Annotated in this window: 17 protein-coding genes and 1 pseudogene; 10 read left to right on the plus strand and 8 right to left on the minus strand. The window is 73.8% G+C overall.

What is annotated here, in order from left to right; translation table 11 throughout:
* Positions 1-22: 22 nt before the first annotated feature.
* The 5 genes and pseudogenes from ACWC9R_RS10630 to fes all read left to right on the plus strand — a co-directional run bounded on the left by ACWC9R_RS10630 (position 23) and on the right by fes (position 7,030).
* Positions 23-1,519, plus strand: a complete 1,497-nt coding sequence (locus tag ACWC9R_RS10630) for a M28 family peptidase (protein ID WP_450730356.1) — start codon at positions 23-25, stop codon at positions 1,517-1,519.
* Positions 1,520-1,912: 393 nt separating this feature from the next.
* Entirely contained in the window at positions 1,913-3,070 is a 1,158-nt protein-coding gene (locus tag ACWC9R_RS10635; RefSeq protein ID WP_450730358.1) for a cytochrome P450, read from the plus strand.
* A 189-nt stretch (positions 3,071-3,259) separates the two neighbouring features.
* Positions 3,260-3,953, plus strand: a pseudogene (locus ACWC9R_RS10640) (YncE family protein).
* A gap of 352 nt (positions 3,954-4,305) precedes the next feature.
* Positions 4,306-5,610, plus strand: coding sequence for an enterochelin esterase domain-containing protein (locus ACWC9R_RS10645; RefSeq protein WP_450730360.1), 1,305 nt, complete (start codon positions 4,306-4,308; stop codon positions 5,608-5,610).
* A gap of 142 nt (positions 5,611-5,752) precedes the next feature.
* Positions 5,753-7,030, plus strand: a complete 1,278-nt coding sequence (gene fes, locus ACWC9R_RS10650; protein ID WP_450730362.1) for an enterochelin esterase — start codon at positions 5,753-5,755, stop codon at positions 7,028-7,030.
* A 135-nt stretch (positions 7,031-7,165) separates the two neighbouring features.
* Here the strand turns inward: fes and ACWC9R_RS10655 are convergent, their stop codons facing one another.
* The 7 genes from ACWC9R_RS10655 to ACWC9R_RS10685 all read right to left on the minus strand — a co-directional run bounded on the left by ACWC9R_RS10655 (position 7,166) and on the right by ACWC9R_RS10685 (position 16,658).
* On the minus strand, positions 7,166-11,008 hold the full coding sequence (locus ACWC9R_RS10655; protein WP_450730412.1) for an amino acid adenylation domain-containing protein: 3,843 nt from the start codon (positions 11,006-11,008) through the stop codon (positions 7,166-7,168).
* Between the two features lie 77 nt (positions 11,009-11,085).
* The gene (locus ACWC9R_RS10660) at positions 11,086-11,316 is read right to left on the minus strand and encodes a phosphopantetheine-binding protein (RefSeq protein WP_450730364.1); all 231 of its coding nucleotides are present in this window, start codon (positions 11,314-11,316) and stop codon (positions 11,086-11,088) included.
* Positions 11,317-11,322: 6 nt separating this feature from the next.
* Positions 11,323-11,955, minus strand: coding sequence for an isochorismatase family protein (locus ACWC9R_RS10665; RefSeq protein WP_450730366.1), 633 nt, complete (start codon positions 11,953-11,955; stop codon positions 11,323-11,325).
* An 11-nt stretch (positions 11,956-11,966) separates the two neighbouring features.
* The gene (locus ACWC9R_RS10670) at positions 11,967-13,619 is read right to left on the minus strand and encodes a (2,3-dihydroxybenzoyl)adenylate synthase (protein ID WP_450730368.1); all 1,653 of its coding nucleotides are present in this window, start codon (positions 13,617-13,619) and stop codon (positions 11,967-11,969) included.
* A complete protein-coding gene (locus ACWC9R_RS10675; RefSeq protein WP_450730370.1) occupies positions 13,616-14,830 on the minus strand; it encodes an isochorismate synthase in 1,215 nt (404 codons plus the stop codon). The genes ACWC9R_RS10670 and ACWC9R_RS10675 overlap by 4 nt, the downstream gene beginning before the upstream one ends.
* A gap of 62 nt (positions 14,831-14,892) precedes the next feature.
* On the minus strand, positions 14,893-15,687 hold the full coding sequence (locus ACWC9R_RS10680; protein WP_450730372.1) for a 2,3-dihydro-2,3-dihydroxybenzoate dehydrogenase: 795 nt from the start codon (positions 15,685-15,687) through the stop codon (positions 14,893-14,895).
* Complete coding sequence (locus tag ACWC9R_RS10685; protein ID WP_450730374.1) at positions 15,684-16,658, minus strand: ABC transporter substrate-binding protein; 975 nt, start codon at positions 16,656-16,658, stop codon at positions 15,684-15,686. The genes ACWC9R_RS10680 and ACWC9R_RS10685 overlap by 4 nt, the downstream gene beginning before the upstream one ends.
* 151 nt (positions 16,659-16,809) lie before the next feature.
* Between ACWC9R_RS10685 and ACWC9R_RS10690 the strand changes: the two genes are divergently transcribed.
* Genes ACWC9R_RS10690 through ACWC9R_RS10700 form a run of 3 tightly spaced genes read left to right on the plus strand, consistent with a single transcriptional unit; the run spans position 16,810 to position 19,759 of the window.
* Complete coding sequence (locus ACWC9R_RS10690) at positions 16,810-17,895, plus strand: FecCD family ABC transporter permease (protein WP_450730376.1); 1,086 nt, start codon at positions 16,810-16,812, stop codon at positions 17,893-17,895.
* Positions 17,892-18,959 carry a FecCD family ABC transporter permease gene (locus ACWC9R_RS10695; RefSeq protein WP_450730378.1) on the plus strand — a complete coding sequence of 356 codons (1,068 nt, stop codon included), beginning with the start codon at positions 17,892-17,894 and terminating at the stop codon, positions 18,957-18,959. Before ACWC9R_RS10690 ends, ACWC9R_RS10695 begins: the two co-directional genes overlap by 4 nt.
* Positions 18,956-19,759, plus strand: coding sequence for an ABC transporter ATP-binding protein (locus tag ACWC9R_RS10700; RefSeq protein ID WP_450730380.1), 804 nt, complete (start codon positions 18,956-18,958; stop codon positions 19,757-19,759). Before ACWC9R_RS10695 ends, ACWC9R_RS10700 begins: the two co-directional genes overlap by 4 nt.
* 96 nt (positions 19,760-19,855) lie before the next feature.
* Here ACWC9R_RS10700 and ACWC9R_RS10705 read toward each other — a convergent pair whose 3' ends face one another.
* A complete protein-coding gene (locus ACWC9R_RS10705; protein ID WP_450730382.1) occupies positions 19,856-20,068 on the minus strand; it encodes a hypothetical protein in 213 nt (70 codons plus the stop codon).
* Between the two features lie 821 nt (positions 20,069-20,889).
* On the opposite strand from ACWC9R_RS10705, the gene melC1 reads away from it, so the two are divergent.
* Positions 20,890-21,366, plus strand: coding sequence for an apotyrosinase chaperone MelC1 (gene melC1 / locus ACWC9R_RS10710; RefSeq protein ID WP_450730384.1), 477 nt, complete (start codon positions 20,890-20,892; stop codon positions 21,364-21,366).
* Positions 21,367-21,406: 40 nt separating this feature from the next.
* Positions 21,407-22,225: a tyrosinase MelC2 gene (gene melC2, locus ACWC9R_RS10715; protein WP_450730386.1), complete on the plus strand. Its 819-nt coding sequence runs from the start codon at positions 21,407-21,409 to the stop codon at positions 22,223-22,225.
* Positions 22,226-22,260: the final 35 nt, after the last annotated feature.

Below are 22,260 nucleotides of genomic sequence, written 5' to 3' on the forward strand. Positions count from 1 at the left end.
GCATCCAGCGAAGGAGAAGACCGTGAACGATCCATCGAGGCGGCGGACGATGCCGCCGCGTCCGGCCCGCGGGGGGCGTGCCTCCCGCCCGAGGTCCGCCGCCCTCGCCCGTGTCACCGGCATCGGCGTCGCGCTGGTGAGCGCCGCCGCCCTGCTGACGCCCGCCGCCGCGGCGGACGACGGGGCCGGGGACTCCTCCGCCCGGGCCGCCGGGGACTGGCTGGCGGGCCAGGTCACCGGGCGGCGGGTGTACGACGAGTTGCGGCACTTCCAACGCCTGGCGGACGAGAACGGCGGGTCACGGGCCGCGGGCGAGCCGGGTGAGGCGGCGACGGCCGCCCATGTCGCCGACCGGTTACGGGCCGGCGGGTACCGGGTGACCGTGCAGTCCGTGCCGATCACCTATGTCGCCTTCGGCACGGAGGAGGCCACCGAGTCCTCCCCGGGCGGCGGCGCGCTGAAGGTCCTCATGACCCGGTACGCGCCGTCCACGCCGGCCGGCGGCCTCGCCGCGCCGGTCGCCGCCATGGAACCGTCCCGTACGGGCTGCACGGTCGCCGACTACCCCGCCGAACGCTTCGACGGCGCCCTCGCGTTGGTGGCCCGCACCTCCGCCTGTCCGCTCGCGCAGCAGGAGAAGGCCGCCGCCGACGTCGGTGCCCGGGCGCTCCTGGTGTGGCAGCCGACGCCGTCTCCGGAGCACATCTGGCGCTATCAGGCGCCCGCCACCGGGTTCCGCATCCCCGTCGCCTCGGTGACCCAGAAGGCGGCCGAGCGACTCGCGGACCAGGCGGCGGACGGCCGGGTGGAGCTCCATCTGACCCTGCGCGCCCGTCGCATGGCGCGGTTCTCGCAGAACGTGCTGGCCGAGACCTCCGGCGGCCGGCCGGACCGGGTCGTCATGACAGGCGCGCACCTCGACAGCGTCACCGAGGGCGCGGGCATGAACGACAACGCCACGGCCGCGGCCACCGTGCTGCAGACCGCGCTGCGGCTCGCCCCGCGCCAGAGCCAGGTGACGCAGAAGGTACGGTTCGCGTTCTGGGGCGCGGAGGAGTTGCAGAGCGTCGGCTCCGCGTCCTACCTGTCCCGGCTCTCCGAGGCCGAACGCCGCCGCATCCGCGTGCTCCTCAACGGCGAACTGCTGGGCTCGCCCAACGACGTCCGTCGTGTGTGGCGGGGCGCGTCCCCCGGCAGCGACGCGGTGTCCGCGCTCTTCCAGGACTGGTTCACCCGCCGGGGCCTGCCGTTCGACACGGTCCCCTCGACGTCGCTCGGCTCCGACCATCTCGTCTTCGACGAGGCCGGCATCGCGGTGGGCGGTCTCGACGCCGGGCTACGCGCCGTCAAGACGGAGGAGGAACAGGCCCGCTACGGCGGACGGGCGGGGCAGCTGTACGACCCCTGCTACCACCAGCCGTGCGATGACCTGGGGAACGTGAACGCGCGTGCGCTGGGGCAGAACGCGCCCGCGCTCGCCTACGCACTCGGGTACGCGGCCCACGCCGCCGTTCCGTGACCGGATCGGCCACACCGCGATGACGATGCGTAGGCCCTGCCCCTGAACACGCCTGTCCACAAATGTCCTTGAGCGGGTGGCTGACCGGCCGAACACGACAAGGAAGCCGAACAGCCTCCTCCATTAATATCGCTCGACGTAAGGGCGCCACCCGCCTATTTGGCCAATCTGATCTATCCGCCTCCCTCCCTTCACAACGGCCTTGCGGGGACTGTCACGGCACGGCATAGTCGGCAATTAATCGCATGAATTCCATGCGAAGAAAAGCCATCCGAAATCGGGGGGAGGGGTCGACCATGCTTTACGACTACTGACACGCAGGCGTGGCCCGGGAATTACACCCGGGCCACGCGTTCATGTGCCGAGGCCATAAAGCGAGTCGCGGGAGCACGCGTGTCTGACTATGACCCCTTGTCGCCGGTCATGGTGGAGAATCCCTATCCCGCCTACGCGCAATTGCGGGCGACGGAGCCGGTTTTCTGGAGCGAACGGCTCGACTCGTGGGTACTGACGCGATACCGCGACTGCCGGGCGGTTCTGAGCGACGCGCACACCTTCGCCAGCGACCGGCGCCGGGCCGGGTTCGAGCGCCCCACCGCGTCGAGCATGCAGAATCTCGACCCCCCTGAGCACACGCCCCTTCGCCGGCTTTTCACCACCACGTTCAGGGAACAGGACCTCGACGGCATCGGGGACGCCGTCGTGGCCGACACCCGTGAGCTGGTGGCCAAGTACGCCGATGCGCCGGAGTTCGACTTCACCGCGGACGTGGCGCGCCCCGTCGCGCTCTTCGCGGTGTGCCGGCTGCTGGGAGTCGATCCCCCGCCCGTCGCCCGGTTCGCGGCGCTCTCCGACGCACTGGTCCGCGGAATGGACGCGGGCCTGCGCCCCGAGGTCCGCGAGCCGGCGCTCGCGGCCCGGGAGAAGGTCAGCGACCTCATCTCCGGCTGGTACCACGCCACTCGCCGTCCCGGGCTGCTCTCCCAGGTGCTCGCCGGGGCGGAGCGTGCGGGTGTTCGGGAGCCGGAGATCTGGAACAGCGCGCGGGTGCTGTTCCTCGCCGGTTACAGCACCACCGTCGGTGCGGCGGCGAACGCGGTGCACACCCTGCTGACGCACCCCGGCACAGTGGAGCGGATGAGGGACCCGCAGCTGCTGGCGAGCGGGGTCGATGAACTCCTGCGGTTCGACGGCCCGGTGCAGGGCACCAGCCGTACCTGCGTGGAGCGGACCGGACTCGGCGGCGTCACCATCGAGCGCGGCGAGCTCGTCCTGATGCTGTTCGGGGCGGCCAACCGCGATCCCGAGCAGTTCGCCTCCCCCGACGACCTGGTGCTCGACCGCAGCCCCAACCGCCATCTCTCCTTCGGCTGGGGGCCGCACGCGTGCACCGGCGCGACGCTCGCCCGGATCGTCGTCCGGGCCCTGGTGACCGGGCTGCTCACCGGGCCGCGGCCGCCCCGGCCCGCCGGGCCGCCCTGGCGGGAACGCCGCGCGACCCTGCGGTACCCCGACCGGCTGCCGCTGACCTTCCGGCCCGAGCGGCCCTGAACCGTCCACCGGCAACGGCCACCTCGGGGCGGTGCCGCCCGCCCGGCCGCCCTCGGCGCCCCTCGCCCACCACCGCGACAGGTCACGGAACCCGGCGACCGAATCGGAGTGCATGTTAGGTAAGCCTAAGCTAAGTTAGTCGGCGATCGCCTCTCCGGGGGGCGCTTCCGCTAAGGAGACTGACGCCGCATGACCTCACTCGCCTACCGCATCCGCCGTACTGCCGCGATCGCGGTGAGCCTCGCCGCCGGCAGCACGCTCGCGCTGGCCGGCACCGCGACCGCGCACCCGGGCCCGCAGTCCGCGCCGGTCGCCAAAGGGCTGTACCAGTCCGCGTACTCCGAGCGAAACCACGTGCTCTGGGCCACCTCCGCGGTGGGCAGGCCGCCGGTCGGGGTCGAGCCCCGCGGGTCTCGCGGTCAACGAGCGGTCCGGCACCGCCTACGCCACCGACCTCGCCAACGACCGGATCATCGAGATCGCCCCGGGTGCCGCCGGACCACGGCTGATCCCGACGGGGGACGGCCCGCTCTCGATAGCCCTCTCCGCGGACGGCCGCACCGCCTACTCCGCCGATCAGGCCGCCGGCACCGTCTCGGTGATCAACCTGCGCAAGGGGGCGGTCACCAGGACCGTGCCGACCGGGGCGGGCGCGCTGCCCGTCGCCGCCGACCCGCGCTCGGGCCGGGTCCTGGTCGCCAACCGCAGCACGGCCGGTGTCTCGGTCGTCGACCCCCGTAAGGGCACCGTCGTCGACACCCTGAACACCGGGGCCAACCCCAACCATGTGCGGGTGGCCCACGGCGCGGCGTTCGTGGTCGCCAAGTCCGGCTCCGGCCCCGAGGGCGAGGACGTGCTGCACCGCTTCCCCCTCGGGCGCTGACGCCCGGCCCCGGGCCCGGCCCGGTCCGGAGCCGCACCGCGTCCCGCCCGCCTCGCCCGAGCGCGGGCGGGACCCCGGCGCCGAGCCACCACCGCATCCGTACGGGGACAGCCTGCCGCCGCCCTGCCCGAACTGCCCGCACCACGCGGTACCGAGCGCGCATCGCCCGCGTACCGCGCGCTCCGATCAGAAACGCCCTTCCCCACATGACGCATCGATTCGCCCTCCCGCCCCTTCGCCCCTCGCTCCGACAACTCCCCCGTCGGGACCGGGCCGTTCCCGACGGTTCCGTGGTCCGGCCGGCGGCCGGTCCGCGGACCGGGGAGCCGCACCGCATACCGGGCGCGCTCGCATGAGCCGCACCGTCTCCGCCGCGGTCCCGGCGCCCGCGGACGCCCCCGACCCCGTGCCGCACACCGTCACCAGTCCGCTCCTCACCCGCCTCGCCCGGCGCATCGAGCAGGCCGGTCAGGCCGAACGCGGCGCGCTGACCGCCGCGTTCTGGGCCACGGTCGAGCGGGACGGCACGCCGCTCATCGAACCGCTCGACGACGATCCGCACCACCGGGCGGTGACATTTCTGTGGCGCGGCCACCGCGCCACCCGCCAGGTGCTGTTGCTCGCCCACGGGCTCACCGACCCCGACGACCTCACCGGTTCGCTCCTCACGCCCCTGCCCGGCACCGAGATCTGGTACCTGACCCGCCGCCTGCGGGCCGATCACCGCGGCTCGTACCGCATGGTCGCGGATATCTCGACCGGTCCGCTGCCCGGCGCGGAGGAACCGCTGCGGGCCCGGCTGCGGGGACTGGCCGCCCACGCGGCCCCCGACCCGCACAACCGGACCCCGCTGCGCGAAGGCGCCGGATCGGCCGGGAGTTCGCTCTTCGAGCTGCCGTTATCCCCGCCGCAACCCTGGCGGGAGCCACGCCCGGACGCCCCGCGCGGCACCGTGGAGCGCCTCCGCAGCCCCGGCCTCACCCTGGGCGACCAGCACGCGGTCCGGGTCTACCACCCGCCGTCCGGGACCGCGTCCGGGCCGCTGGACGTGCTCGTACTGCCCGGCGGGGAGCGGTGGTTCGGGGCGCTCGGCCTGGCCGCCACGCTCGACGCGCTGCTGGCCGAACGGAGGATTCCGCCGCTGCTGGCACTGGCGCCCGAGGTGGCCGGCCCGGCCGGCTGGTGGCGCGAGCCCGGCACCCACGACCGCTACGCCGACTTCCTCGCCGACGAGTTACTGCCCTGGGCGGCCGCGCTCCGGCCGGTCACCACGGACCCACGGCGCACCGTCGTGGCCGGGCAGGGCCTGGGCGGCACCGCCGCGCTGCACACCTGTCTGCGGCGGCCCGAGCGGTTCGGTGGCGCGCTGGTCCAGTCCCCCGCCGCCGCCCGGCCCTCGGACGGCCGGCACGCCGGGAACGGTCACGGCCGGCCGTCCTGGCCGTCGCAGTGGTTCGCCGCACCGCACGGGGTCCCCGTCCGGGTCCACCTCAACGTAGCCCGGCGGGAAGCGGCGGCGGAGCCGGGGTCCGGCCTCCCTGACCTCCTGCGCCGCCACGGTCACACCGTCACCCGGCAGGAGTTCAGCGGCGGCGCCGACTACGCCTGCTGGCGCGGCGGGCTGGCCGACGGCCTGATCGCCCTGCTCGGCGGCTGACCGGCAGTTGACCGGCAGCCGTGCCGTGGGGTGCCGTCCGTCGTGGGCGGCGGGCGGTCCACGGGGCAGGGACCGGGAGACACCCCGGAGGCTGAAGTAAGGTGACCCTAAGTCCATTGCCCAGTTGTCCGGAGTGCCTTCCATGCCCGTGCCGCCGCAGGACACCCCGAACCACCCGCCCCGACTGGCGCGCCCCGATGCGCTGCCGCGGCTCCCCGGGCCGGGCTTCGCGCTGCCCGCGCCGGACGGGACCGGGGACTTCTGGGCCGGGGTCCGCCGCCGCGGCACCCCGCTCGTCGCGCCGGACCCCGCGGCCGGCGCCGAGCACGTCGCCGTGACGTTCCTGTGGCGCGGCACCGACCGGACCCGCGCCGTCCAGGTACTGCCGAACAAACTGGCCGACCCACGGGACCCCGGGGCCAATCTCATGGAGCGCGCCCCCGGCACCGACATCTGGCACTGGACGGTCCGCCTGCGGCACGACTGGCGCGGCACCTACGACCTCTTCGTCGACGAGGGCGGCGGTCCCGAGCCGGGCGGCGCCGACTACTGGCGCTGGCTGCGCACCCAGCGCCGCACCGATCCGCACAACACCCGTCTGCTGCCGCGCCGTTGGGGCGGTGAGCCGGTCCCCTACGCCGAACTGTCCGGGGCCCCGGCCGCGGTGGACTGGGAGCCCAGGCCGGGCATCCCGCGGGGCACCGTCAGCGAGCACACGGTGCACAGCGGGCACCTCGGCACCGACCGCCGGTTCTGGCTGTACCAACCGCCCGGCACGGCACGGGAGACGGCGGAGCTGCCCGTCCTCGTCCTGCTCGACGGAGAGCACTGGCAGCCCCGGCTCGGTGTCGCGCACCTCCTGGACAATCTGATCGCCGACGGGCGCGTCCCGCAGCTCGCCGCCGTCCTGCCGGATTCCGTCGACTCCGGCACCCGGTGGGCGGATCTGACGTGCCGTCCCGAGTACGTCGGTTTCCTCACGGACGAGCTGCTGCCCTGGGTCGCCGGACGGCTGCCGGTGACCGGCGACCCGGCCCGTACCGTGATCGCCGGGCAGAGCCTGGGCGGACTCACCGCGGCCTACGCGGCGTTCGCGGCACCGCACCGTTTCGGGAACGCCCTGGCCCAGTCGGGCTCGTTCTGGTGGCCCGAGGGTCCGGAGCCCGAGTGGCTGACCGCCCGGCTCGCGGAGTCGCCCCGGCTGCCCGTGCGCTTCTGGCTCTCCTTCGGCCAGCAGGAGTGGGTGGCCCTCCCGGCCGCCCGGCGGCTGCGCGCGACCCTCGCCGCCGCCGGCTACGACGACGCCGTCTACCGCGAGTTCAACGGCGGCCACGACTACCTGTGCTGGCGCACCGAACTGGCCGACGGGCTGGTGGGCCTGCTCTCCCCCGGCAGAGCCGCCGCCCGGACCGCCGCCTAGCCACCGTCCCCACCGGCCTGCCGGACGTCGCCCTCCGGCAGGCCGGCCGTACCGCGGCCCCGTGCGCCCGTCAGGGCCGGCCCGCCGCCACGAACCGGGTGCGGGCGTCGTACGGGGCCGGGCCGTAGTGGGCGGTCATGTGTCCAGCTCCTTCAGGCGGGTGGCCAGGACGGCGGCGATCTCGTCGAGCCGGCGGTCCTGCATCAGCTGCGGGTGGGTGCAGTCCAGGTCGCGGTTGATGATCGCGCCGGTCACATGCGGCCGCCAGGCCTCCCGGGTGAGCCAGTCCTCGGCGCGCGGCGCGGCGGCGGTGAAGAACAGCAGGTCGCCCTGGTAGGTGAGGTGGTGGTGGGCGCGCATCATCCGCGCGTGGTTGGGCACGATATCGACGATCTTCGACAGGGTGTGGTCCGTGAGGCCCGCGAGCGGGCTGCCCGCGCGGCGCAGGGTGGCCAGGACCTCGTCCCGGGTGCGCTCGTCGGTGCGGTCGAAGCCGGCCATGCGCAGCACCGCGGTGAGTGCGTCGCCCTCCTCGGGCGCGGGCCGCTCCCGCCACTGTTCGGCGGGGAACGCGTCGAGCAGCGCGAGCAGTTCGACCGTCTCCCCCGCCTCCTGGAGCAGCACCGCGACGGTGTGCGCGAGGATGCCGCCGACGGACCAGCCCAGCAGCCGGTAGGGGCCGTGCGGCTGGACCGTGCGCAGATGGTGCACATAGTCCTCGGCCTGCTCCGCCAGCGCGCGGGGCAGCGGTGCGTCCCCGGCCAGGCCGCGGGCCTGGATGCCGTACACCGGCTGGTCGGGTCCGAGGCGGGCGGCCAGGCCCGCGTAGCACCAGGCGAGACCGCCGGCGGGGTGGAAGGCGAAGAGCGCGGGCCGGTCGCCGGTGGTGCGCAGCGGCAGCACGACGTCCAGGGCGTCCCCGGACGCCGGTCCGGAGCTGTCCAGGCGGGCGGCCAGCGCGGCCGGGGTGGGCGCCTCGAAGAGCGAGCCGATCGTCAGCGCGCAGCCGAACGCCGCACGGACGCGCGCCACCAGCCGCACCGCGAGCAGCGAGGTGCCGCCCAGGTCGAAGAACGCGTCGTCGGGACCGGCCTGTTCGAGGCCCAGCACCTCGGCGAAGAGCCGGGTCAGGGTCTCCTCGCGGGGGTCGGCCGGGCGGCGCGCGCCGCGGCCGCCGGTGAAGACCGGGGCGGGCAGGGCACGGCGGTCCAGCTTGCCGTTGGGGGTCAGCGGCAGGGCGTCCAGCGCGATGACGCTCGCCGGGACCATGTGCTCCGGCAGCGTACGGGCCAGCCCGGCCCGTACGGCGTCGGGTGCGGCGCCGCCGGTGACATAGCCGACGAGCCGCTGTTCGCCGGCGCCGTCCTCGTGGACCAGCGCGCAGGCGCCGTCCACCCCGTCCTGTGCGGTCAACACCGCCTCGATCTCGCCGAGTTCGATGCGCTGGCCGCGCAGCTTCACCTGGTGGTCGGTGCGGCCGAGGTACTCCACCTCGGCCTGTTCCGTCCAGCGGGCGAGGTCGCCGGTGCGGTACATGCGGCTGCCGGGCGGCCCGAAGGGGTCGGCGACGAACCGGGAGGCGGTGAGCGCGGGGCGGTTCAGGTAGCCGTCGGCGAGTTGCCGGCCGGCCAGGTAGAGCTCGCCGGGGACACCCGGCGGGCAGGGCCGGAGCGCGGCGTCGAGGACGTACAGCCGGGTGTTCCACACCGGCCGCCCGATGGGCACCGGGCCGCTGTCGTCCGCCGCGCACGCGTGGTACGTGACGTCGACGGCGGCCTCCGTCGGCCCGTAGAGGTTGTGCAGCTCGGTGTCCGGCAGGGTGCGGGCGAAGGTGTGCGCGGTGTCGCGGGGCAGGGCCTCTCCGCTGCAGAAGACGCGGCGCAGCGCCCCGCATCCGGCGGGGTCCGCCGCGGTGAGGAAGACCTGGAGCATCGACGGCACGAAGTGGCAGGTGGTGACGGCCTGTTCGCGCAGGAGCCGGGCCAGGTAGTGGGGGTCCTTGTGGCCGCCGGGCTCGGCGACGACGAGCACCGCGCCCTCGCGCAGCGGCCAGAAGAACTCCCACACCGACACGTCGAAGGTCGCGGGGGTCTTCTGGAGCACCCGGTCGGCGGCGGTCAGCGGGTAGCTGTCCTGCATCCAGCGCAGCCGGTTGTCGATCGCCCCGTGGGACACCACGACGCCCTTGGGGCGGCCGGTCGAACCGGAGGTGTAGAGGACGTAGGCGGGGTGCGCGGGGGTGAGCGGCCGTCCCGGGTCGACCGGGAGGTAGCCGGAGAGGTCGAGTCCTTCCAGGACGGCCAGCGGGGTGCCGGTGTCCTGGGGCAGCCGGGCCGTGTGGTCGGTGACGGCGCACACCGGCGCGGCGTCGTCCAGCATGCCGGCCAGCCGTGGCGCCGGGTGGTCCGGGTCGAGCGGCAGGTACGCGGCGCCGGACTTCAGCACGGCGAGCAGGGCGACGACCAGCTCCACCGACCGCGGCACCGCGACCGCCACCACCGTTCCGGGCCGGGCGCCGAGGGTCTGCAGATGGCGGGCCAGCCGGTTGGCGCGGGTGTTGAGGTCCGCGTAGCTGAGCGTGGTGTCGCCGTGGACCAGTGCGGGGGCGGTCGGGGTGCGGGCGGCGCGGGCCTCGATGGGGCCGATGAGGGTGGTCGGCGGGAGCCGGCGGTCCGTGCGGTTGAACTCGTCGACGACCAGGGCGTGTTCGGCGGGGGTGGCGATGCCGTGGGTGGCCATGGGGGTGTGCGGGTCGGCGGCGGTGAGCCGGTCCAGCAGGCGCAGGAACCGCTCCTGGTGGGCGTCGAGACCGGTGTCCTCGTAGAGGGCGGGGTTGCCGTCGTGGTCGATGCGCAGGCCCCTGCCGTCGGCCCGGTCGTAGACGTTGAGGGTCAGGTCGTCGACGGGCCCGGCGGAGAGGTTGCGGGCGCGGGCGGGTGCGCCGGCGAACGCCACGCCGTAGTCGAACGGCATGATGTTGACGAGCGGCCCCACCAGGGCGCGGCTCTCCCCGAGCAGTCCCAGGTCGCGGCGGATGTCCTCGTAGCGGTAGCGCTGGTGGCGGCGGGCCGCGCGGATGCCGAGCACGACCTGCCGGACCAGTTCAGCGAAGGTCGCGTCGGGGGAGACGGTCAGCCGCAGCGGCAGCACGTTCATGACCATGCCGGGCACCCGCAGGGCGGCCGAGCCCATGCGGCCCATCATCGGCAGTCCCAGCACGACATCGGACCGGTCCGTGGCGCGGGAGGTGTAGAGGGCCTTCGCCGCGATCAGGACGTCGGGCCAGGTGGCACGGAGCCGGGCGGCGAGTGCGTGGACGCCCTCGGTGGTCTCCGGCGGCAGGAAGGCGGTGCGGCGGCGGAAGGTCCGGGCGGGCAGCGCGCCGCGGCCCGCGAGCCGCGGCGCCTCGGGACGGTCGGCGAAGGCCTCGGCCCAGTGGTCGCGGTCGGCGGTGAAGTCCGGTGAGGCGCGGTAGGCGGCGTCCTGGGCGACCAGGTCGGTGAGGCTGCCGAAGGTCCGGGGGCCGGGCTCCTCACCCCGGACGAGGGCGGTGTACACCTCGGCGGTACGGCGCACCAGGAGGGAGTATCCGAAACCGTCCATGACGAGGTGGTGGATGCACTGGTACCACAGCCAGCGCCGCTCCCCGACGCGGAACAGGGCGTGCCGGAAGAGCGGACCGGCCGCCAGGTCGAAGGGCTCGGCGAGGTCGTCGCGCATCCACCGCCCGGCGGCCTCCGCACCGTCGTCGGCGTCCCGCATGTCGCGCACGGTGAGCGGCGGTTCGACCCGGTCCAGGACGTGCTGTCGCGGGCCGTCCGGGGTGTCCTCGATCCGTACGCGCAGCGCGTCGGCCTCGTCGGCCACCCGGCGCAGGGCGTGGGCGAAGAGGTCCGGGTCGAGTGCGCCGTCGATCTCCAGGCACTCGGCGGTGTTCTGGGCGGGGCTGAGCGGGTCGAGGGCCTGCGCGTACCACATGCCCGACTGTGCCGCCGTCAGCGGCAGGACGGCCTGCGGGGTCCCGGTGCCGGGCCCGCCGCCGGTGAGGAGGACCGTCACGAGGTGGCTCCCAGCAAGGGGGCCCAGGACTCGATGGCGGGCTGTTCGGCGAGGTCCACGAAGGCGGCCTCGACGCCGTGTTCGCGGCGCCAGCGCTCGACGAGCGCCATGAGGCGGACCGAGTCCAGTCCGTAGTCCACGAGGTTCTCGTCGAACGGTATGTCGCTGGGGTCCTCGCCGAGGGAGTCGGCGACGTCCCGGCGGATCTGCTCCAGGGTGAGCGCCATGGCGGCTCAGGCCTCCTTGAAGAGGGCGTCGGTGGTGGTGACGACCGCGCAGCGGCCGGCGGCCCAGCGCAGGGCCATGTCGTGGTCCGCGCGGGAGAAGTCGGCGACGGCGTCCGCGACGACGAACGCCTGGATGTCCCGCGACCAGGCGTCGCAGGCGCTCATCAGCACGCCGATGTGGGCGTACACCCCGACGACGACGAGCTGGTCGCGGCCCGCCGCGCGCAGCAGTTCCTCCAGCTCGGTGCGGGCGAAGGCGCTGTACTTCCACTTGGTGAGGACGGTGTCGCCGGGCGCGGGCGCGACGGCCTCGGGTGTGGCGAGGGCCTCCGGGTCGTCCGCGACGCCGGGGCCCCAGAAGTCGAGTTGCAGGCCGCGTTCCTCGGGGGTCTGGCCGCCGCGCTGGGCGGAGTAGACGACCGGCACACCGAGCCGGCGGCACTGTTCGAGGAGCCGGGCCGTGTTGTCGAGCATGCCGGTGAGCGGCGGTTCGCCGGGCGGGAAGGCGCCGAGGAAGTGCTGTTGCAGGTCGTGGACGAGCAGCACGGCGCGCGCGGGGTCCGCCGTCCAGGCGACGCGGTTGGCCGGCAGCTCGTCCCCGGCCGGCAGGGGGTAGGACGCGATGGCGGGAAGTGCCATGGGGGGGCCTTTCAGTGCTGCGGTGCGGTGGCCGCGGCGGACCGCAGCCCCTTCTTGCTGACCTTGCCGATCCCGGTCTGCGGGAAGGCGTCGACGAACTCGACGCGGTCGGGGACCTTGTAGGCGGCGAGGCCGCGTTCCCGGACGAAGCGTTTGACGGCGACGGGCTTCAGCGGCTCGGCGCCGGGGCGCAGGATGACGTAGGCGAGGGTGCGTTCGCCCAGGTACTCGTCGGGCACGGCGACGACGGACACGTCGTGCACGGCGGGGTGGGCGAGGATGACGTTCTCGACCTCCTCCGGCGCGATCTTCTCGCCGCCCCGGTTGATCTGGTCCTTGGCCCGCCCCTCCACGACGAGGTGACCGGTGGCGGTGCGGCGCACGATGTCTCCGGTGCGGTAGAAGCCGTCCTCCGTGAAGGCCGTCGTCTGGTGCTCCGGGGCGCGCCAGTAGCCGCGGATGGTGTACGGCCCGCGGGTGAGCAGATGGCCGAACCCGTCCTCCGTGACCTCGTGTCCGGCGTCGTCGACGATCCGGATCTCGTCGTCCGGGGAAATCGGCCGTCCCTGGGTGGTGACGACGGTCTCGGGGTCGTCGTCGAGCCGGGTGTAGTTGACCAGTCCCTCGGCCATGCCGAAGACCTGCTGGAGCCGGCAGCCCAGGGCGGGCGCCAGCCTCCGGGCGGCCTCCTCGCTGTACTTCGCGCCGCCGACGAGCACCACGTCCAGGCTCGACAGGTCGCTCTGCGTCTCCGCGGCGGCCGTCGTCCACACGAGGGCGAGCGGCGGCACCAGCCCGGTCAGGGTGATCCGTTCCCGTTCGATCAGCGGGAAGGCGGTCGCCGGGTCCGGTGCGGGGCACAGGACGACGGTGCCCCCGGCGTACAGCGCGCCGAGCCACCCGGGGGAGCTCATCGGGAAGTTGTGCGCGGCCGGCAGCACCACGAGGAACCGGGTACCGGCGTCGACCCCGCAGATCTCGTTGGAGCCCCGCACCGAGTAGAGGTAGTCGTCGTGGGTGCGGGGAATGAGCTTCGGCACGCCCGTGGTGCCGCCGGACAGCTGGAGGAAGGCCAGCTCGTGCGGCTCGGGCCCGTCGGGCGGGCCGGCCGGGTCGCAGGGGACGTCGGAGAGCGCGGTGTGCTCGCCCGGTTCGCCGGCGACGAAGACGTGCCGCAGGCTCGGCGTCCGCGCCCGGACCTTGGTGGCCAGGGCACGGTGGTCGAAGCCGGCGTGGCGGTCGGGGATGACGTAGGCGGTGGCCTCGGTGAAGGAGCAGAAGTAGCCGATCTCCGTCTCCCGGTGCGCGGGCAGCGCGTAGACGGGCAGCGCGCCGATCCGGAAGAGCGCGAAGACCACCTCGAAGAACTCGCCGGTGTTGGGCAGTTGCACCACGACCCGGTCGCCCTTGGCGATCCCGCGGGCCGCGAACCCGCCGGCCAGCCGGTCGGCGCGCTGGTCGAGCTGCCGGTAGGTCCAGGTGCGGCGCCCGGGGGCCGGATCGACGAGGGCGGTCCGGTCGGGGTGGGCGGCGGCGCGCTCGCGCAGCATGCCGCCGAGCGTCTCACCGCGCCAGTACCCGGCGGCCCGGTAGCGGGCGGCGAACTCGGCGGGCCAGGTGGGGGCGTCGAGCCCCGGGGTGGTGGCGAGGGCGTCGGTGCTCACAGCGAGGCTCCCACGGCGCTCAGGAAGGTACGGAACTTCGCTCCGGTCTCGGCGGTCTCGGCCTCCGCAGAGGAGGCGGCCACCACACCGGCGCCCGCGAACAGCCGCAGGCCGCGGCCCTCGGCCTCGGCGCAGCGGATCGTCACCACCCATTCGCCGTCGCCGTCCGCGTCCTGCCAGCCGACCATGCCGGTGTACGGGCCCCGGTCGAAGGGCTCGGACTCGCCGATCACGGACCGGGCCACCTCGGTCGGGGTGCCGCACACCGCGGGTGTCGGGTGCAGCGCGGACGCCAGCTCCAGGGCGCAGACGCCCGGATCGGCCGGTTCGCCGGTGAGGGTGGTCGACAGGTGCCACATGGCCGCGGTGCGCACCAGCGTCGGGCGGGCGGGCACCTCCAGCTTCCTGGCGTACGGGGCGAGTGCCTCGCGTACGGCGTCGACGACGACGGCGTGCTCGTGCAGGTCCTTGGCCGACTCCAGGAGGGCGGCCGCGCGCCGGACGTCCTCGGCCAGGTCGGCGCTGCGCGGCGCGGAGCCGGCCAGCGGGTTGGCGACGATCCTGCCGTTCCGGCGGGCCACCAGCAGTTCGGGGCTGGCGCCGATCAGGGTGCGGCCGGGGCCGCTGGGCACGGCGAAGGTGTAGCCGGACGGGTCGCGGCGCGCCAGGCGGCGCAGCATCGCGGTCAGGTCCGGCTCCCGCCGGGCCGTCAGCTCCAGCGTCCGGGCGAGCACGACCTTGTCGAACTCCCCGGCCCGCATCCGGCGGACCGCGGCGGCGACCGCCGCGCCGTACCGCTCGGCCGACGGCACCTCCCGCAGCTGCCAGCCGTTGTCCTCGGCGGCCGCCACGGGCAGGGCGATGAGCGGGTCCTCGTGCAGCGGCGGCGCCCAGCGCACGGAGTCCGGGACGGCGAGTGCGTGCGGGGCGTCCGCGGCGAAGGGCAACGAGCCGACGACGACCGGTGCGGGGTGGCCCGCGTGCCGCCGCGCGTCGAGGGTCTCCCGGACCCGGCGGGTCAACGGCCTTGCGTCGTGGGGTATTCCGACGGCGGTGCCGTGGCCGAGCAGGGTCTGCCGGGGTGTGGCGAGGAAGCGGTCCGTGCCGGGGCGGTAGGCGTCGAGCAGGGCGGTCGCGGCACCGGGGGCGAGCAGGGTGGGCGGCGCGGGGTCCGGGGGCGGCGCGGTGGGTTCGCACAGGGAGGCGGACATGACTGTCTCCAAGGGGAAGGGGCGCGAGCGACGTCGCAGGGGGTGGCGGGGGCGGGTCCGGTTCAGGCCCGCAGCGTCGCGCCGCCGTCGACATACAGGTCGTGCATGGTGATGTGGCGGGCGCGGTCGGAGACCAGGAAGACGACGGCGTCGGCGATGTCGGCCGGGTCGGCGATCCGGCCGAGCGGGATGCCGGTGCGGTGCGTCGCGAGGTCGCCCGTGATGACGCGCTGTGCGGCCGCCGTCTCGCTCTCCGCGGCGTTCCACAGGGCGCGCTGCATGTCGGTGAGCGTCGAGCCGGGAGAGACGGTGTTGCAGCGGACGCCGCGCGCGGCCACCTCCAGGCCCAGGCACTTGGTGAACATCACGACCGCCGCCTTCGACGCCGCGTAGGCGGACATGCCCGCGCGGGGGATGCCGGCCGCGTTGGAGGCCACGGTGACGATGCTGCCGGAACCCCGCGCGGCCATGCGGCGGGCGGCCGCCCGCGAGACGTGGAAGACGCCGTGGGTGTTGACGGCGAAGGTGGCCGCCCAGTCCTCGTCGGTGAGGTCGGTGACGGCGGAACTGCGCAGTATTCCGGCGACGTTGACCACGATGTCCAGCGGTCCGAGGGAGTCCTCGGTCCCGGCGACGAGGGTGTCGACGGCGGCCGTGTCGGTGACGTCGAGGCGGCGGGCGGTGACGTGCTCCGGGTGCTCCTGGGCGAGCTTGTCGACGCCCTCGGGAGTCAGGTCGGTGGCGACGACCCGGGCACCACTCGCGACGAGGGCCCGGACCACCGCCTCACCGATGCCCCGGCCCGCCCCCGTCACGAGGGCCAGCCGCCCCGTGAGTTCCAGGCCGGTGGCGCTCACTTGACCATGGCCTTCCGGATGTCGCCGAGCACCGAGACGGCGGCCTCGGCGCCGCCCAGGCTCGTCCACTTCGAGCCGTCGATCATGGTGGCGTGCTTGTCGTGCACGGCCTTCAGCTGCCGGTAGGCGGGCTTGGTGGCCAGCTTGTCCAGGAGGCCGGCGTCCGGGCCGGCGGTGGAGAGGGTGCCGATGAACAGCCAGTCGCCGTCGATCTCGTGGAGGTTCTCGTCGCTGAGCGGCGTGGAGTGGCCCTGGCCCGGCTTGTTCTGTACGCCGGGCCGCCGGAAGCCCAGGTCCTTCAGGACGTCGCTGATGAACACGCCCTGCTGCATGACGGCGGTGCCCTTGGCCGAGTAGCGGGCCACCGACACGCTCGTGCCGGCCCGTGCGCCGAGGTCCTTCTTCAGCGCGGCGGCCTTGGTGTCGTATCCGGCGAGGACCTTCTTGGCCTCGTTGTCCTTGCCCAGCGCCTTGCCGGTGAGGGCGAGGGACTTCTTCCAGTCCTTGGTGCGGCCGATGGTGACCACGGTGGGCGCGATCCGCCGCAGCTGTTCGAGGATCTGGGTGTCGGTCGTCTGCCCGGCGAGGATGACGTCGGGTCTGGACCGGACGACCTTCTCGATGTCCGGTCCGGTCACCGCACCCACGACCGGTATGCCCTTCGCCCGGTCCGCGAGGTATCCGGGGGCGCCGTGCTGGCCGCGGCCGGCGGTCAGCCCGATGGGCTTGACGCCGAGGGCGAGCGCCGAGTCCAGGTCCATCTCGCTGAGCGCCAGGACCCGTTCGGGCGCGGCGGGCACCTTGACCTTCGTGCCGGTCGCGTCGGTGATCCGGGTGACCTTGTCCGCCGCGCCGTCCGTGCCGTCGCCGGCCTCGGGCGCGCCGCACGCGGTCACGGTCAGGGCACAGGCGGCGAGGAGGGCGGCCGCGGCGGCGGGGCGGGAAGGTTGGCGGGAAGAGGCTTGCAACATGGCCTGAGATCTCCGTAGTTCGATAAGACGGCGAGTCCGGAAAATGCGCAGATTTTCCGGCCGCACCGAGAAAATCCGCATGACAAAGAAGGCCTTTGTCGGCATACGAGCGGTCAAGCCCACAGCGCGAAGCTTAGGTTAGGCTAACCATATGTCAATCACGCAAGGAGACCGGACGGAAGCGGAACGTATCCGTCCGTGCCGGCGGCCGCCCTTCCGGGCCCGCCCCGTCGCCTGGGCGGCCGCCGGACTCGTCGCCGTGCTGCTGGGGTTCGTCCTGCTCTCGCTCCTCATCGGCACCGGTTCCAGCTCCGCCGGCCACGCCTGGGAGTACCTGCGCGGCGACCCGGCCGCGCGCGCCGACGCCCAACTGCGGCTCGCGGTAGTGGACGTACGCCTGCCGCGGACGCTCGCCGCCGTGCTCGTCGGCGTCTGCCTGGGCACGGCCGGCTGTCTGCTCCAGGCCGCGACCCGCAACCCGCTCGCCGAGACCGGACTGCTCGGCGTCAACTCGGGTGCGGCGTTCGCGGTCGTCCTCGGACTGACCTTCTTCGGCGCCACCTCCTCGTCCGCACTGCTGCTGTGGGCCCTGCTCGGCGGGATGGCCGCCAGTGCGGTCGTCCTCCTCTTCGCCGCGTCGGGACGGACCGCCGGTTCCCCGCTGCGGCTCGTCCTCGCCGGATCGGCGCTCGGCGCCACCTTCCACGGCCTGACCTCGTATGTGCTGCTGGGCACCCAGTCGACCTACGACACCTACCGCTACTGGACGATCGGCTCCCTCGCCGGCGTCGAGACCGCCGACCTGCTGCCCCTGCTGCCGGTGGTGACCTTCGGCCTGCTCATCGCGCTCGGCTGCGCCCGCCCCCTGTCGGCCCTCGGCCTCGGCGACGACAGCGCCCGCTCACTGGGCCACCACCCCGGGCGGATTCGCCTGCTCGTCGCGGCCGCCGTCTCGCTGCTGGCGGGCTGCGCGGTCGCGGTGGCCGGCCCCATCGCCTTCCTCGGACTGCTCGCCCCCTACACCGCCCGCACCCTGGCCGGGGCCCGGATGACCGTTCAACTGGCCCTGTCCGCGCTGATCGCGGCCGATGTCATGCTGCTCGCCGACATCCTCGCCCGGATCGTCATCCGGCCCTGGGAGACACCGGTCAGCGTGCTGCTCGCCTTCGTCGGCGGGCCCTTGCTCGTCTGGATCGCCCGCTCGTCCCGACTGTCCACGGCAGGAGCCTCGGCATGACGGCCCCCGGCACCCACCCGCCGCTCACCCCGCCGGACAGCACCGTGCTGCGCGCCGGCACCCTGTCCTGGCTCTTCCCGCGCCGCAGCGCCCTGGCCGCCGCCTTCCTCGTTCCGCTGATCCTGCTCCTCATCGCCCTGGCGGTCGCGGCGAGTTCGACCGGCATGCCGTTGTCGCAGACCCTCTCCGGGCTGCTCGGCACCGGCGACCCCGGAACAGTCATGATCGTGCGGGACTTCCGGCTGCCCCGGGTGGTCGTCGGCATCATGGTCGGTGGCGCCCTGGGGCTCTCCGGCTGCCTCACCCAGACCCTGGCCGGCAACCGCCTCGCCACCCCCGACCTCGTCGGGGTCAACGAGGGCGCCACCGCGGCCGTCGTGGCCGCGGCCGCCGGATCGGCGACCGGGATGGTCGGCGGCTGGTGGCTCGGCCCGCTCGGCGCCGTCGCCGCCGCCGCGCTGGTGGTGCTCTGCGCGGGCGGCGCGGGCAGCGGCGGCTACCGCCTCCTGGTGGTCGGCATCGGCGTCTCCACCTTCGTCGGGGCGGTGAGCGACCTGATCATGTCGCGGGAGAACGACAACACCGCCGGCGGCGTGTTCCTGTGGGCCGTCGGCAGCCTCAACGGCCGTGACTGGCACGTCGGCACCCCGCTGCTGACCGCCCTGCTCTTCCTGGTGCCGCTCGCCCTCATCGCCGGGCACCGGCTGCAACTGCTGCGCTTCGACGACGACATGGCCGCCTGCCTCGGCGTCGACCTGCGACGGGTACGGGCCGTGGCCCTCGCGCTCGCCGTCGCCCTCGCCGGCCTCGCGGTCGGCGTCGGCGGGCCCATCGCGTTCGTCGCGCTCGCCGCCCCGATCCTCGCCCAGCGGCTGAGCGGCCCCACCCGCGTCCCGGTCCTCGGCTCCGCGCTGACCGGCGCCGCCCTCATCGCCGCGGCCGACGCGCTGGGCCGGGTCGCCGCCCCCGTCGAACTCCCCGTCGGCGTCGTCACCAGCGTCCTCGGCGGACCCTTCCTCCTCTGGGTCCTCCTCCGCTCGGACCGGACCACCGGAAAGGCATGACCAGCATGACCGCAACTCCCGGGCTCGCCGTACGCGCACTGCGGGCCGGCTACTCCGGCCGCACCGTCGTCGAGGGAGCCGAGTTCACCCTGCCCGCCGGCCAGGTCGCCGCCATCGTCGGACCCAACGGCTGCGGCAAGTCCACCCTGCTGCGGACCATCGCCCGGCTCCACCGCCCGGAGTCCGGCGAGGTCCACGCCGACGGCGCCGACATCTGGCAGCTCAGCCAACGGCAGGCCGCCCGCCGGGTCGCCCTGCTGCCCCAGTCCCCGCGCGCACCCGAAGCCGTCACGGTCGCCGGGCTCGTCCGCTACGGCCGCCACCCCCACCAGGGACTGCTGCGCCAGTGGTCACGCGAGGACGAACACGCCGTACGCGAGGCGCTGGAGGCCACCGGCACCACCCAGCTCGCCGACGAACGCCTCGACCGGCTCTCCGGCGGGCAGCGCCAGCGCTGCTGGCTCGCGATGGTGCTCGCCCAGCACACCCCCGTGGTGCTGCTCGACGAGCCCACCAGCGCGCTCGACCTCGGCCATGTCGTCGATGTCCTGGAACTCGTCCGCGAGGTCGCCGCCGCCGGCCGCACCGTCGTCATGGTGCAGCACGACCTGGCCTCCGCCGCCCGCTACGCCGACACCCTCATCGCGATGAAGGCAGGCCGCATCATCGCCCAGGGCACCCCCCGCGACACGGTCGACGAGGCCCTGGTCAAGGACCTCTACGCCCTGGACGCCGACATCCTGCGGGCACCGGGCGACGCGTCGCCGGTTGTCGTTCCCCGGGCACGGAGCAGCAGTTGACGCGGGGTTGGATTCCGGGGAGGGGGTGGGGGTGGGGTGGGGTGGGGTCTGTCCGCCCCCTCCTCCCCTGGCGCGGTTCCCCGCCCCCGCACACCCTCAGGGCCCGGCGGGCGGCTCTAGGCAACCGGTCTCCATGAAGGGGCCGTTGGTCTTCACTTCATAGTTGGTCTTCTGCACGAACGCCGTGACGCAGGCGTCCCCACGGCCCCAGAGCCCGATCTGTGCGCCCTCGGACGTGACGGAGTGGCCGGCCTCGTCGCGCGGACGGCGGGCCTCCTTCTTCGCGTCCCGCGCACCGGCGGGTGACATCTCGCGGGGCGGCGATGGGCGTTGTTGTCGCCGCTGTGCGGAGCGCCGTCGACAACTCCGGGCTCCACGTAGGGGGAAGCGCCGGGTGGACTGGGGCTGGAACTCGAAGCGGGGCTCGGGGAGATGCCCGCGGAGGTGCTCGGGGAGGTGCTCGGGGCGTCGGCCGTCGCCGCACCCGTGCCGCGCTGCGTACCGCACGCGGTCAGCGAGAGGGCGGCGCCCAGGAGGAGAGCGCCCGCGGCGACGCGTCTGCGCCGTCCAAACATCAGGGTCACCATGGACTGACCGTGTCATGACAGGAGTGCCTTTACCGGCGCATACCGCATAACATTGCCGTGCTCCCGCTTTGCGGGACGGGGCCGCGACACCGTGGCCCGCGGCGATATTCCCGCTGAGCACCGGCCGCTCAACTGCCCGACGTTCATGGCTGATTCACATCCATGCCGTGGCCACGCCGCGCGGAGCCTCAAACCCCGCCCTCCCGAAGCCCCCTGCATTCACGCCGAGTTCCGGCCGTGGGGGGACTCATGGTTTCGATGCCGTGAGTAAAGGATCTGCGGCGGAGAGTGGCCGAGATCGCGGAATATCCGGTTCCGCGGCACACTCCGCCGGGCCATGAGCACGATCGCCGCCGTTGAATCCTGCACCTCCGCGCCCGTGTTGACTCGTTCCCGACCTCCCCGGCCGGTGCGACTTGATGATCCGTTCGTCCCTGCCAGCATGTGGCGGCGCGGGCCGACGGCGGGCGCCGCCGTCCCGACACACCGCCTCCTCCCCGGGCCCACCCGGAGGAGAAGCCGAGACGAACAGAGGAGTGCAACATGTCGCGTCCCACCCGACGACAGGTGCTGTACAGCAGCGCCGCGGCCCTGACGGGGGCGGCGCTCGCCGCCCCCGCCGCCTTCGCCGACACCACGGCAGCCCGCCCCGCCAACGGACACGCGGCCGGGCACGGCCACATGGCCGGGCACGGGCAGTCCGGCGACCACCAGATGCCGGAGCCGTTCGACGAGACGTACCAGGGCCGTCACATCGAGGGCTGGCCGGCCGCCGACGAAGGCGAGCCGGGTGGAGGAGGCCACGGAGGCCACCACGCCGGCGGGGCAGCCGGTCCCCACGAGGGCATGGACTTCGTCGTCCGCATCGACAACGACGACCTCCATGTGATGCGGAACGCGGACGGCACCTGGATAAGCCTGGTGAACCACTACGAGACGTTCACCACGCCGCGGGCCCTGGCGCGCGCCGCCGTTCGCGAACTCCAGGGCGCTGACCTGGTCCCCGTCGTCACCGGCTGAGACCTGCCCCTGCTTGTCCCCCCACCGAGGAGTCCTCGACATGGCAGTCCGGAAGAACCAGGCGGATCTCACCGCCACCGAAAAGCGGAACTTCATCGACGCGGTGCTGGAACTCAAGCGCAGCGGCCGCTACGACGAGTTCATCAGCACCCACAACGCCTTCATCATCGGTGACACCGACAACGGCGAGCGGACCGGCCACCGGTCGCCGTCCTTCCTCCCCTGGCACCGCAGGTTCCTGATCCAGTTCGAAGAGGCCCTGCAGACCATCACGCCCTCGGTCACGCTCCCCTACTGGGACTGGACCGTCGACCGCTCACCCCGCAGCTCGCTCTGGGCCGAGGACTTCCTCGGCGGCGACGGGCGGACCGGCGACGGCCGGGTGACCTCGGGGTCGTTCGCCTTCGGCAACGGCAAGTGGCCGATGAACATCCGGGTGGACGGCCGGACGTTCCTGCGCCGCTCCCTCGGCTCAGGGGTCCGCGAGCTGCCGACCCGGGCCGAGGTCGACCGCGTCCTCGCGATGACGGTCTACGACGCCGCCCCCTGGAACAGCTCCTCCGACGGCTTCCGCAACAACATCGAGGGCTGGCGCGGCCCGAACCTGCACAACCGGGTACACGTCTGGGTCGGCGGACAGATGACCACCGGCGCCTCGCCCAACGACCCGGTCTTCTGGCTGCACCACTGCTTCATCGACAAGCTCTGGGCCGACTGGCAGCGCATGCACCCCAAGTCGGGCTATCTGCCGACCGGCAACACCCCCGATGTCGTCGACCTCCACGACACGATGAAGCCATGGAACGACGTCACTCCCGCGGACCTGCTGGACCACACCAAGTTCTACACGTATGGATGACAGGTACCTGACATCCGCGCTCCTGGCATCGATGC

The organism is Streptomyces sp. NPDC001219, assembly GCF_053597915.1.

Excerpts from the sequence above, each read along its gene's own strand:
- ACWC9R_RS10690 (WP_450730376.1), top strand. The coding sequence starts at position 16,810 with ATGTCAATCACGCAAGGAGACCGGACGGAAGCGGAACGTATCCGTCCG.
- ACWC9R_RS10665 (WP_450730366.1), bottom strand. The coding sequence starts at position 11,955 with ATGGCACTTCCCGCCATCGCGTCCTACCCCCTGCCGGCCGGGGACGAG.
- melC1 (WP_450730384.1), top strand. The coding sequence starts at position 20,890 with ATGTCGCGTCCCACCCGACGACAGGTGCTGTACAGCAGCGCCGCGGCC.
- ACWC9R_RS10700 (WP_450730380.1), top strand. The coding sequence starts at position 18,956 with ATGACCAGCATGACCGCAACTCCCGGGCTCGCCGTACGCGCACTGCGG.
- melC2 (WP_450730386.1), top strand. The coding sequence starts at position 21,407 with ATGGCAGTCCGGAAGAACCAGGCGGATCTCACCGCCACCGAAAAGCGG.
- ACWC9R_RS10695 (WP_450730378.1), top strand. The coding sequence starts at position 17,892 with ATGACGGCCCCCGGCACCCACCCGCCGCTCACCCCGCCGGACAGCACC.
- ACWC9R_RS10705 (WP_450730382.1), bottom strand. The coding sequence starts at position 20,068 with ATGTCACCCGCCGGTGCGCGGGACGCGAAGAAGGAGGCCCGCCGTCCG.
- ACWC9R_RS10645 (WP_450730360.1), top strand. The coding sequence starts at position 4,306 with ATGAGCCGCACCGTCTCCGCCGCGGTCCCGGCGCCCGCGGACGCCCCC.
- ACWC9R_RS10675 (WP_450730370.1), bottom strand. The coding sequence starts at position 14,830 with ATGTCCGCCTCCCTGTGCGAACCCACCGCGCCGCCCCCGGACCCCGCG.
- ACWC9R_RS10660 (WP_450730364.1), bottom strand. The coding sequence starts at position 11,316 with ATGGCGCTCACCCTGGAGCAGATCCGCCGGGACGTCGCCGACTCCCTC.
- ACWC9R_RS10655 (WP_450730412.1), bottom strand. The coding sequence starts at position 11,008 with ATGTGGTACGCGCAGGCCCTCGACCCGCTCAGCCCCGCCCAGAACACC.
- ACWC9R_RS10685 (WP_450730374.1), bottom strand. The coding sequence starts at position 16,658 with ATGTTGCAAGCCTCTTCCCGCCAACCTTCCCGCCCCGCCGCCGCGGCC.
- fes (WP_450730362.1), top strand. The coding sequence starts at position 5,753 with ATGCCCGTGCCGCCGCAGGACACCCCGAACCACCCGCCCCGACTGGCG.